Annotated in this window: 9 protein-coding genes; 4 read left to right on the top strand and 5 right to left on the bottom strand. The window is 38.3% G+C overall.

Annotation, left to right across the window (positions count from 1 at the left end; genetic code table 11):
- Positions 1-8: 8 nt before the first annotated feature.
- Both HMPREF0519_RS04250 and HMPREF0519_RS04245 read right to left on the bottom strand, forming a co-directional pair.
- Positions 9-2,789, bottom strand: coding sequence for a cation-translocating P-type ATPase (locus tag HMPREF0519_RS04250; protein WP_003634947.1), 2,781 nt, complete (start codon positions 2,787-2,789; stop codon positions 9-11).
- A gap of 195 nt (positions 2,790-2,984) precedes the next feature.
- The gene (locus tag HMPREF0519_RS04245; protein WP_003634945.1) at positions 2,985-4,409 is read right to left on the bottom strand and encodes an aspartate ammonia-lyase; all 1,425 of its coding nucleotides are present in this window, start codon (positions 4,407-4,409) and stop codon (positions 2,985-2,987) included.
- A gap of 449 nt (positions 4,410-4,858) precedes the next feature.
- On the opposite strand from HMPREF0519_RS04245, the gene HMPREF0519_RS04240 reads away from it, so the two are divergent.
- Positions 4,859-5,485 carry a DUF3862 domain-containing protein gene (locus HMPREF0519_RS04240; RefSeq protein ID WP_225429163.1) on the top strand — a complete coding sequence of 209 codons (627 nt, stop codon included), beginning with the start codon at positions 4,859-4,861 and terminating at the stop codon, positions 5,483-5,485.
- A 127-nt stretch (positions 5,486-5,612) separates the two neighbouring features.
- Here HMPREF0519_RS04240 and HMPREF0519_RS04235 read toward each other — a convergent pair whose 3' ends face one another.
- Together HMPREF0519_RS04235 and HMPREF0519_RS04230 are read right to left on the bottom strand one after the other, a co-directional pair.
- A complete protein-coding gene (locus HMPREF0519_RS04235) occupies positions 5,613-5,915 on the bottom strand; it encodes a DUF2316 family protein (RefSeq protein WP_003559768.1) in 303 nt (100 codons plus the stop codon).
- Positions 5,916-6,144: 229 nt separating this feature from the next.
- Positions 6,145-6,708, bottom strand: coding sequence for a TetR/AcrR family transcriptional regulator (locus HMPREF0519_RS04230; RefSeq protein WP_003634940.1), 564 nt, complete (start codon positions 6,706-6,708; stop codon positions 6,145-6,147).
- A gap of 177 nt (positions 6,709-6,885) precedes the next feature.
- Between HMPREF0519_RS04230 and HMPREF0519_RS04225 the strand changes: the two genes are divergently transcribed.
- The 3 genes from HMPREF0519_RS04225 to HMPREF0519_RS04215 all read left to right on the top strand — a co-directional run bounded on the left by HMPREF0519_RS04225 (position 6,886) and on the right by HMPREF0519_RS04215 (position 10,870).
- On the top strand, positions 6,886-9,840 hold the full coding sequence (locus HMPREF0519_RS04225; protein ID WP_003634938.1) for an MMPL family transporter: 2,955 nt from the start codon (positions 6,886-6,888) through the stop codon (positions 9,838-9,840).
- Positions 9,841-10,036: 196 nt separating this feature from the next.
- Positions 10,037-10,510 (top strand): hypothetical protein, encoded by a 474-nt coding sequence (locus HMPREF0519_RS04220; protein ID WP_003634935.1) that lies wholly within the window; start codon positions 10,037-10,039, stop codon positions 10,508-10,510.
- Between the two features lie 36 nt (positions 10,511-10,546).
- Positions 10,547-10,870, top strand: coding sequence for a magnetosome magnetite crystal formation protein family (locus HMPREF0519_RS04215; protein ID WP_003559760.1), 324 nt, complete (start codon positions 10,547-10,549; stop codon positions 10,868-10,870).
- A 146-nt stretch (positions 10,871-11,016) separates the two neighbouring features.
- Here HMPREF0519_RS04215 and HMPREF0519_RS04210 read toward each other — a convergent pair whose 3' ends face one another.
- Positions 11,017-12,411 (bottom strand): L,D-transpeptidase family protein, encoded by a 1,395-nt coding sequence (locus HMPREF0519_RS04210; protein ID WP_003634932.1) that lies wholly within the window; start codon positions 12,409-12,411, stop codon positions 11,017-11,019.
- Between the last annotated feature and the right edge of the window lie 129 nt (positions 12,412-12,540).

Raw genomic sequence — 12,540 nt, 5'->3', positions numbered from 1 at the left:
TTTCAGTATCAATGACGACTAGCAACCTTTCGAACAATCCATTTTCGCAACTCCTCGAGTAAAAATAACGGAATTGGAATACAAAACAGGAAGAACCATTCTACACGATCCAACGGCCCCGTGTTAAATACTACCTGCAAAAATGGTGTATACATCAACACTGCAAGCAACACAATTTCAACAATAATTCCCAGCCATATTCGCCGGTTACTAAAAAGGCCAACGGAAAAGACAGACGAAATCTGTGTCCTGCAGTTCATTGCTGCTGCAATTTGGCAGAAAATAATGGCTCCCAATGTCATCGTGGTTGCCTCGGCATATCCTGTTCCAGAAGACATGAGAGAAACCGATGGCCATCCATGAACGCCATTGACAAAGAAGTAGGCACAGGTAGAAATAATTGAAGCAACCAACCCGTATAATCCAAACGCCTTTATGACGATTGATCTATTAAGTAAATGACTGTCCTGTGGGCGGGGTGGAAGATCCATAATCCCCGGTTCGCTTTTTTCAATTCCCAGGCCCAATGCAGGTAAAAGGTCAGTGCCCAAATCAACCGTTAAAATCTGCATAACGGTTAATGGTAAAGGCACCAATCCTCTCGTTAGCAAAAACACAACCGAAGGTGCCGCTTCGGGAACATTACTATTGAGAATATATAATAGAAATTTTTGTAGATTACTGTAGACCGTTCGGCCCTCTTCAATTGCACTCACAATTGAAGCAAAGTTGTCATCCGTTAAAATCATATCCGCTGCATCTTTTGCGACATCTGTTCCTGTCACGCCCATTGCAATTCCGATGTCAGCCCGTTTTAAAGCCGGAGCATCGTTGACACCGTCACCCGTTGAAGCGACAACTTCGCCATTTTTTTGACACATTGAGACAATCCTGAATTTATGTTCTGGCGCCACTCTGGCAAATATAACCTCACCTTTAACTGCCTTTTGAAGGTCATTATCAGATAACTGATCCAATTCATTACCAGTAATAACTTGAGCTTTGTCTGATGTAATACCGATCTTTGTCGCAATGCTTTTCGCTGTGATAGGACTATCACCAGTGACCATAATGATTCGAATGCTGGCACGATGACACTTTTTAACTGCATCAAAGATTTCCGGTCGCGGTGGGTCGGACATCGTTACCAAACCAACGAAAACCATATGTGTTTCGGCTGTTTTAATGGTATAGTCATCAATTTTCTGCCCCACAAGCGGATCCTGACCAGCCACCTCCCGGAAAGAAAAAGCAAGTGACCGTAATCCTTCTCTAGAATATTTTTCATTAACGTCAAGTACTTTTTGTCGATCAGCATCCGTGATTGTTCTAATTTGTCCAGCATCTAGAATACGATCACATATTTGAAGCTCACTGCTTAGAGCTCCCTTGGTATAGATTATTGGATTTCCTGTTTGGGCTTTTGAAATCGTCGACATTAATTTTCGCTTTGAATCGAAAGGCAATTCCTTTATGCGAGGAAATTTCTGATTCTCATGACGACTATTAATACCGGCCTTCCTGGACAAAATCACTAGTGCCGCTTCCGTTGGTGTTCCTAAAATCTTTGATTTTTCGTCTTTTTTCCCTTCCGTTACTTCCGTATCATTATCAAGTTTTGCAATTTGAAGAAGAATTTTTAAATCAGCTTCTTCCCCAATATCGACCGATTGCCCCGCTGATGTCACAGTTCCATTTGTAAAATAACCGGTTCCACTCACCTCGTATTGCTTGGATATCAACCAGATATGATTAACAGTCATTTGGTTTTGAGTGAGTGTCCCTGTTTTATCTGAACAGATAACTGTTGTTTCACCAAGTGTCTCAACACTGTTCAGGTTCTTCAATAATGCATGGCGCTTTGCCATTCTCTGTGTGCCTTGAGCAAGAGAAAGTGTAACGGTTGGCAAAAGCCCTTCCGGAATGAAAGCCACAATCATGCCCAACGCAAAAATAAACGAAGAGGCTATTGGAGAATGAACAAAAAAGATTGCCAATAGAAAGAAAGCAACACCAATTAAAACGGCGATTAGTGTCAGTTGCCTGGTTAACTGATTTAATTCCCGTTGAAGTGGATACATCACCTTTTTCTGATTTTGAGTTAGTTGGGCAATTCTCCCAAACTCAGTCGTCATCCCTGTCGCAAAAACAATGCCACTGGCAGTACCGCTCGTCACAGTTGTTCCGGCAAAAACAATGTTATTTTGAGCAAATTCATCATCACCGTGCTGATACTGGTCTCCCTTATCCACAGGAACCGATTCCCCAGTTAGTGAGGATTCATCTACCTGCAGGTTTGAGCAATTAAATATCCTGGCATCTGCCGGAATAGAATCACCAGCTTGAAGCGCGAACAGGTCTCCAGGTACCAACTCTTCTTCCCGAATCTGTTTAACACTTCCGTTTCTAGTAACTTTAACGTAAGAAGGCAACATCTTTTTTAAAGAATCAGTTGCTTTTTGAGCGGCATGTTGTTGCCAATATGAAAAGCAGCCATTAATAACGTTGACAGTCCAAATAGCAACACCCAGCTCTAGCATTCCGGCAAACATTGCAATAATGCCCGAAGCCCAAAGAAGAATCGCCATCATTGACGTAAAGTTTTCAACAAAAATCAATATCTCTGAACGCTTTTTTGCAGCTTGGATCGTATTTTCCCCATACTTTTTGAGTCGATTATCAGCCTCTTCTTGCGCTAATCCCTGAGAGGTGGTTTGGTAATCAATCATTAAAGCCTCAAGACTTTTCTTTGCCACATCGTCCACTTTAGTAGATTCATTATTTGCCATAATTCACCCCCGTAATAAGTTATTTAACTTACTGAAACGATAAACAAGTTAAGTATAGAGCTTTTTTATAATTGTGTGCAGAAATAAAGGCCTTAGGCGTATTTAAAAATTCGTTAGCTCATCATTTATTCGCAAAAAAAACTTCCGGCAGTCTTTCATTATTCGCCGAAAGTTATATTGATTGATATTTATCAATTATCGATTACTGTTCACAAAAGAACCCGATTCGCTAGGTTCAATTGGCTTGGAATTAGTTAATACTTCAGGAGAAAATAGGCTGTCAATTAATGAATCAGGTAGTAAGTGGGCCATTTTAACTACTTGTTTAACTGACGTATGGGTCACTTCAGATTTTTTAATCAGAGCCATCGTTTGCTCATAACCCAAATATGGTGAAAGGATGGTTGCGCTAATCGATGAATGATCAACCTCATGTTGACAATGTGTCAAATTTACCTTGATACCGGTCACACAATTCTCAATTAATGTTTGAATGACCTTTGTTAAATGGTCTTCACTAATTAATAGTTCTCTAAATATAATCGGCTCAAACGCGTTCAATTCTAGTTGACCACTTTCGGCTGCCATTGTTACCGTCAAGTCTTTACCAATAATTTCAAAAGCAACCTGATTAACAACCTCAGGAATGACCGGATTAACTTTCCCAGGCATAATTGACGATCCTGCCTGAACCTTTGGTAATGAAAGCTCAGCTAACCCAGTTTGAGGACCGCTTGCCAGCAAGCGGAGATCATTACAAAATTTTGATAGGTTAATCGCCAGTCCTTTCAGAATAGCTGAAAATCCTGCAAAAACATCACTATTCTGAGTGGCGTCAACCAAATCATCCGATTGGGTCAATGATAAATGCGAAACTTGGCTTAAAATCGGAGTAACTGCTTGGCGATAGGACACGCTTGCGTTAAGTCCCGTACCAATCGCAGTACCACCGAGATTGACCTGTTCAAGCGATGCTTCAAACGATTTCATTTTCTGCAAATCCCGTTTAAACATTGAGGAATACGCTTGAAAACTTCGACCAAAAGTTGTCGGTACTGCATCTTGAAGTTGTGTGCGGCCAACCTTAATCGCATTTCGATAGGCTTCCGCTTTTTGTTCAAGTGCATGTGTTAGATCTTTTAACATGTCCTCTAATGGGTCCAAAGCCTTTAATATTGCCATCTTCCCGGCAGTTGGATAAGTATCATTGGTTGACTGTGATTGATTCACATCATCATTGGGATGAATTGAAACGGGGTCTTGGCTTCCTTCTCCACTAATCTTCATGGCTAAATTTGCAACAACTTCGTTTATGTTCATATTAGTCGAGGTCCCTGCACCGCCTTGAATGGCCGGAACAATCATCGCTCGAAAATCCTTTGAAAGTAGCAGCTGGTTACATGCCGAAATAATAAATGTCGCTTTTTCTTTATTCAATGTGCCGGCTTGTTGATTAGCAAGTGCTGCAGCTTTTTTAATCTGAAGATAACTTTCAATAATAAGTGAATTAACGTGTTCTCTTGTAATAGGAAAGTTTTGTTTTGCTCTTAACGAATGAATGCCATACAATGCATCATCTGGTACAAACATTTCACCAATACAATCTTTTTCTAATCTCATAATCAATCCTCATTTCATGTAATATCATATAACATCAATTTACAAGTATAAATATATACCTATTTTATTTTTTGTCAATATCTTTCTTAAAATTCAACAGATTATTATACATACCAATAAATAGCATTGTGATGAAACAAATATTGCTTTTTGGTCTAGTATTTCCTAATTCATTAAATATATGTCAGACTTTATAACAAAAAAACAGTTGCTTATTTAACGCACTGCTATTTACAGATTGCATTAATGATTATTCTGCAACCCAGGCCCCTTTTATTCTTCAAACTTTGCGTCGCAATTCAGCTTTATGATGTATCCCACCAAAAATTAAAACATCCCCTGATCCAATTAATAAAATTTCCTGAAGTTTCGTAACTATAATCAATATTTTTGGTATGCTTATCTTTAGGTACCAACTTCAAAAATAGATTAATCGGGGGGATATTTAATTGAAAAAAATAATAGCAATATCAATGATTCTTTTAACAACTATGTCACTTGCTGCATGCGGTCATTCCAGTGAAAAGACTCCTAATAAATCCCAGAGCCAAAAAACAGCCCAATCTTTCAGAGTTTCAAGTAACGGATCGGCAATCGGTCGAGCAGATTACAATAGAATTGAAACCGGTAATGTTACCTCGCCAAAGACTGGTACTTCAAAAAATGTCATTTTAACGTCATTTGGAAAACCAAATTCTAAAAGTCGAGTTACGGTTAATAACTCCGGAAAAAAGGCCGCCATTCAATATTCTTGGACAAATTTAAAAACAAGTTTTAAGGCTTCGGCGCTTACCGTTGAATTTCTAAATGATCACGCGATCGGTAAGGGCTATATTGAAGCAAGCATTAAGAATCGCCGTTATATTTCCAAAAATCGCCTTAATAACGTTCAAAAGGGGGAAACATATACCCAGGTTGTCAAAACATTAGGTGTCCCCGACGCAGAATCATTAACCGGTCACGGTAATGTGTCCGCCAGAAATGTTACATACGCCACTGGTAAGAATGGACGAGCGTTGAGCTTAATGTTTGCAGGTGATAAATTGACATCAAAAATGCAAACCGTTGTTAAATAATCAATCATTGAAAGCATTAAAAAAACGAGATATTTTCAGCTCAGTCAAAAAGACTGATCAAAAATATCTCGTTTTAAGTTGATACCTCATTTCCAACTTAAAGAAGTTCACTTAAGCTTCTTCTCTACTACGCAAGCTTTCCTTCTTCAATATATTGATGATTCAAAAATCTGTAACGCTTTGGATTACCGGTTAACTTTGAAAAAGGAACGGGTTCCCTTTCATGATTTAAAATAATTTTAACCAAATAATTTCTCAAAATCCATGGCTCTTCGATTCTGGTAACATTTAAATTCATGACCTGCTCTAAATGCAGCGGGCTGGTATGTAAATCCTTGGCTGCCGTGTCTAGAGAAACACCGGCCAGTTCAAAATTCTGCTGGAACTCTACGATTGTTGCAGCAGCTTCATCTGCCGTCAGGGACATCATGTCACTTCCTTAACTATTAAATATATCAAAAATATTCGTGAGTTGATTCACGTTAGGTAAGATACTAGCACATTATGTATCCGTTAACAAACATATTGAAAACCCAATCCCCGTTTTGATTCATGATAGTCATTGAGATGGCTCTGCATAACGTTTATAATAACAGGTATGCAAGAAGCCGGTGGCGACAACAGCCATAATGTCATCTTTTGATCATTTGACAGAAAGTCTAATCCAATAGCGTTTCTAAATATTTGTGTGCTTGTTGTTTTGTCGTTGACTTTTGTTTTAAAAAGATCCATTCCAAAATAAGCAGCACCGTTTCACTACAATGATCTGCCATCAACTGAGTTGGTATTTCAGGCTTTGAATAGTTTAATGATTCATAGAAAATTTGCTGCATCATATTTTTAAGATAGTTCACAAAGCTGGTCACCAGCGTTCCTGAAAAATCATTATTTTTTAAAATATGATTGAGTACGTTTTGATTTTTTTCGAATATATCGTATAACCGATCAAAATAAACCATCAAAGCTTTATCAGAATGTACTTTCGTGACTTTGTCAACCTGAATCTCAGCCGCCAAAACATGCCAACAATAATCCACTAAATCATATTTATCGTCAAAGTAATTGTAAAATGTTGCCCTGGGAAAATTGCTGACGTTGCATATTTCATTAACACTAATATTGTCAAAAGTCTTTTGAGACAATAAAGACAGCATTGTATTAAAAAAGGCATCAAGTGTTCGCTGTGCCCCTCTTGTGGGCTTTTTGGATAGATCGTATTTCATAATGACCTCACTTCATTCATTTTTGCATTTTTTGATTTTTGTCTAAATCTAAACAAATGTTGCCGATTGTGACTTGCAACATTTTCATGCTGAGTTTATCATTTTCAAATAGCTTATACAAGTGTCTAAATTTAAACAGTCGCTTATAATTAATTATTAGGAGAAGGGGAAAAAATAATGCAAAGATTTCGTGAAAAACATGTCTTGGCGTTGATTATTTGGCTTGGACTAGCTCTAATTGCTATCTTTACCCTGCCGAATATCTCGCAATTAGTTCGTGATAAAGGGGCAATTTCTTTACCATCAAACGTTGAAAGCGAAGTTGCCAACAAAATTCAAAAAAAGGCTGCTGGTGGAAAATCTGTTCGAAGTCTTATATTGGTTTTCAATAATAAGAACGGTAAGATTACTTCTGAACAGTCACAACAAATTACCGATGCAGCTAATGCTGTAAAAAGTGATGCCGGTTTACATACCAATAGTGTTACCAGTCCCGGAGATAACTCTGCTGCTAAGAAACAGTTAACTTCCGACGATAAAACGACTCAAATGGTTATGGTCACTTTACCCAGTAAGTACAAGGTACGTTCTCAAACGGATAAACTTCTAACCAAGATTAAAACACCGGGGTTACGAACCTATGTAACAGGCAATGATATTTTAAATGAAGACTTTTCAACTGTTACTGAAAAAGGATTGCAAAAAACTGAAATAATTGCCGCAATTTTTATTTTTATTGTCCTCATCATTGTTTTCCGATCTTTATTTATTCCAATTATTTCATTACTAACGGTCGGTCTTTCATACTTAATGTCCCTAAATGTTGTCATGAATTTGGCGGATAAATATAATTTTCCGATTTCCAACTTTACGCAAGTCTTCCTTGTCGTCGTTCTTTTCGGAATTGGAACAGATTATAATATTCTGCTTTATGATCGTTTTAAGGAAGAAATAAAAAACGGCTTGGATGCAACGTCCGCCGCAAGGACCGCCCGCAAGCATGCCGGTCGAACCATTTTGTACAGCGGATCTTCCGTCCTAATTGGATTCACCGCCTTGGCGCTTGCTAAATTTGAATTTTATCGTTCAGGCGTGGCCGTTGCTGTCGGAGTCGCCATTTTACTGGCCGTTCTTCTGACTTTCAATATGTTCTTTATGTCGACGTTGGGTGAAAAACTGTTCTGGCCAAGCAAAGACCTTTCAGCCCACGATCGAAGCTTTCTTTGGAATCTTTTATCTAAAATCACACTTTCTCATACCTTTGTGATGGTCGGAATATTAGTTATCGCGGCTATTCCATTATTGTTCTTTGGAACACAACAACTCAATTTTAACAATGCCGATGAGCTTCCTGATACTGTCCAATCAAAGGCTGGTTATGAAGTCATCCAAGCTCACTATCCTGCTGGTATGTCTGGACCATCAACGTTATATATTGAAAGTAAAAAGCCTCTTGACAATCAAAAGGACCTGGCTGAACTTGATGATTTGACCGGGTATTTAAATTCCGAGCCAGGCGTTAAGACAGTTGCTTCAGTTACAAGACCAAGCGGTGACAAAATTCAACAGCTTTATCTTAAAAGCCAATTAGGAAAGTTAGTAAATGGCTTAAATCAGGCAAATTATGGCTTAAAGAAAGTCCAAAAGGGGTTAACGAGTGCTAACAAACAACTCGCCAGTTCGAACGCTTCTCAAAATGTTGCCCAAGTTCAAAAACTTGCCAATGGTGCAAAAAGCCTGCAAGCCGGCGCCCAACAACTAAGTCAGGGTGTTTCAACCTATACCGCTGGTGTTGGACAACTTTCCAGTGGTTCTCAGCAGCTTAGCCGAGGTGCTTCCTCTCTTACCTCCGGTGTTGGTCAACTACAAACTGGAAGCCAACAAGTCACTTCAGGCATTCGTCAATTACAAAGACGAACCAGCCGAATTCCATCTGTTCGCCAAAGTGCCGGCCGATTAGCAGCTGGATCAAGCTCAGTTACTTCAGGCCTCGGTAGATTGCGCTCACAATCAACACCTTTTGCAAGTGGCTTAAATCGATTGAATCAGGGCAGTTCTCAGCTCCAGCAGAAGAGTACCACACTTACTTCCGGAGCAAGAAGTGTTGCCAGTGGAAGTGCACAGGTCAATAGTGGCGTTCAGGAGTTGAATACCAAGATGAAGCAACTCGAAGCCCAGACTCAAAAATTGCAACAGGGCTTAACTTCAGCTAATAATGCTCTTGGACAAATTGATAATGGTACTAATACTGTTAACAACTATTTAAAACAAATGCAGAAATCTTATCTTGGCAATACCTTCTACATGCCAGCCGATACGGTAAAAAGTTCTTCATTTACACCATCTCTTGATACTTTTATGTCGAAGAATCGTAAAATCACTAATATGACAATTGTTCTGACTTCTGATCCAAGTACGACTCAGTCTGCTAAACGTATTCGGACGATCTCCTCCGACGTAAAAGCCAGGCTGAAGAACACCGATCTTAAAAATGCGACTGTTGCAATCGGTGGTCAGAGCTCACAAACAGCTGATCTTCAAAAAACAGCCAATGGCGACTTCCTACGTACAGTTGCGATTATGTTAATCGGAATTGGATTAGCTCTAATGATCGTGACACGTTCACTGGTTCAAGCACTGACAATTATTGGCACATTAATTGTCACTTACTTTGGATCCTTACAGATTACTCGTTGGATTTCCGGCTACCTAATGGCAAGAGATATGTTGACCTGGAACACACCATTCTTTAGCTTTATTATGTTAATCGCGTTGGGTGTTGATTACAGTATCTTCTTAATGATGCGCTATAGAGATGACGCGAGTGCTATTCCAGATGTTCGTCGCCGAATTCTGCATTCGGCTACAATTATTGGAACCGTTGTTATCTCAGCTGCCATTATTTTGGGCGGTACGTTTGCAGCTTTAATTCCATCAAATGTCTTAACATTGATTCAAGTTGCTACTGCTGTTATTGTTGGGTTAATCATCTTGGTCATCGCGTTACCAATTATTATGTCCGCAATGATTAAATGGACTTATCCCTATGTGACTGATAAGATGTACCAAAAGAAATTGGAAGAAGACGAGAAAAATCACCCTACCCGTCGAAGTAAACATTCAGAATCATAATTAAGGTCAATTTTGTCCATCCCGTCTTCATAAAAAGAGTTGTCCGGTTTTATAACCGCCAACTCTTTTTTCATTACAAATGTTAACAATTTGACAACAGCCTTCAAAAAACGATATATTTCTTATATACTTGTTTCATTGTTATCAATTTTGCTATTAAGTCGAGCTTATCATATGAAAGGATATACTAACTAAAATGACAAAAACTCTTTTTAAATTAATTGCATTACCCATTATCGGATTAACATTAGGAACTTTTGGAGAACTAGCACATTCATTTTCCGTAAGTGCTTCCTATTTTAAAACTGAAAAAATTTATAACACCACGCCACAAACTTTGCGTGGAAACTGGTACTCATACGTGAATGGTCATATGTGTGTCACTCATATTAATAAGTTCTCGGTCACCCAGACATATAAAGGAAAAACCCACGGACTATTCCGGAGTAATTGGAAAGGTTATAAAAAGTTAGCGGTTGCAAAAATTGTCAATTCTGAAAAATATACGTTTAATGCCTTAGCTGATAAAGCCTATCAAAGTGACGGTGGATGGAAAACAACTTACCGAACTATTAATAAACAAAAAGTTAAAGTTTTAAGAGATTATCACGGTTCTGGCGGCTATGTCGACTTGTTTAGAGCGCCAATTTACAAATCATATGCCAAATAAAAACTAGACGACTGATTATTCTCGGAGGAAATTACCATGTCTCAAAACAAAATAGTTAACGCGTTATCTTATTTATCGATTATCTTCGCCCCCTTTATTTTTCCGTTTATTGTATGGTTGGTCACAACTGATCATCAAGACATGCATGAGACCGCAAAAAATGCCTTTTTACTTCACCTAATCCCTTTGGTTCTTACAATCCTTACCATAATGATTGTTAGCATTACAGGGCTAACCACAAAGAATTCACAGATAACCGGGATCATGCTTATTATTCTACTTGTCTTGGTTGTTTTAGTGGACGTGGCCATGTTCATTTATAATCTATATTTGGGCATTAAAATTTTAATTACTGACTAAAGATAACATGCCAACCATTATATTTAAAAGAGGCTGTTTCATAAAAAGCATTTTTTGCTTTTATGAAACAGCCTCTTTATTTGGTCAATCAATTATTTCTATTTTCGTCATAATACGCTAATCGTTTTTTAGCATTTATCCACATGTTACTTATAAATCACAACAGGTTCGTTCGTATGCGTATACTTCCATACTTTTGGCATCTGAGATGGTGGATTATTTAAACATCCATGAGAATGATATTGGGCTCGAGCGCTAGGATTACCATACACTGATGCGGGTTGCCAAGGCGAATCGTGCAACCCAACCCCAGAAAGTGTCACCGGCTCCCAATAACCAACTGGTGACGCATATTTGGAACCATCACTATTTTTACCACGAAGTGTGGCATGGCGCTGCTTGTACATAATAAAGTAAGTCCCCGTTGGCGTTGCATTACCACCCGTCAAAGTACCAGACATCACCGGAATTTTTGCTTTCAAATGACCATTCTTATAAATATATTCCTGCAGATTCGTTAGATCCACTGCAACATATGTCTTGCCAACTCCGTTGATACCGTAACCGGTTCCAGAAACATAATTTTTTAAATTAACATTTTGGGGATTCTTTTGGGTTAGATTTTTTGCAATAGCATTTGATAAAGATTGCCGATTAACTTTCCAGCCATAGGTACCACCACTTGGAATTGTAATTTTTTTACCCGATTTTGAAATAGTTAGTGATTTTCCAAGTGTATCAACTTTATTAGCAAATTTGGAAACCCAATGTGTGACCTTGCTTGTGTCGAATTTATAACGGCCGTTTGCAGTAACTTCACCGTTAGTCAACCATTTCTTAGCAGCAAACGTAAACGACTTATTATATGTTTTTAAGGTAACTTTGTTATCAAGCCGTTTTTGTAGTGCTTGCTGTCGATTCTTGATTGTCGCACTATTAGGAGCAGCAGCAACCTGCTTCTTCATCTTGACGGAGATCAACAAATTATCTTTAGCTTGTTTCTTAAAGTCCTTAACCATTGATGCCTTATCAAGTTCAGTACCTTGAGTACCCTTTTTAACAGTCACCTTCCCATTAGAAAGGTTAATAGTCGAATCAATCGTTGGTTTTCTGGTCATATTCATTTGATCAACTCGATTTTCAAATTTAGGTAACAGTGTCTTTATTCGATAATGATACGCCTTATTAGAGACTTCAGCTTGCGCACTCATCTGCTTTGAAGTCAACATACTCATAGAACTACGGTGCTTGAATAATTGCTTAACGTCGTCTGAATTCAATTTAATACGTGAATCCTTTACGACTAAATAATTGCCACTTTCATCGATTCTTGATTTATTCAATTTTTTTGTTGCTTGTGCAACAGTCAAACCCGACACGTTAACATCATTAATTTTTGTCCATTTAAAATGATTCTGAAAATAAACGTGCGACCCAATGAATCCACCAGCCAACAGCAAAACAATAACCGCTGAAAACCGTCTTAGCTTGCGATTGCGTTTTATTTTCTTTTGTTGGCTGAACTTTTCTTTTCGTGACATGGATCTAGCCAGCCCCCTTGGCAGATATTTTACTTCATTTTACGAGGATTAGAACGTACAATCTACTTATAAGCTTTACGATTTTATATCCTTAATAAAATCTTCAAGCTTTTCTAATTTCGTAATTGG

This window comes from Lentilactobacillus hilgardii DSM 20176 = ATCC 8290 (assembly GCF_000159315.1).
Classification (GTDB): domain Bacteria; phylum Bacillota; class Bacilli; order Lactobacillales; family Lactobacillaceae; genus Lentilactobacillus; species Lentilactobacillus hilgardii.
The sequence above is the reverse complement of the archived record's forward strand: the minus strand, read 5'-3'. Positions and strand labels throughout refer to the sequence as shown.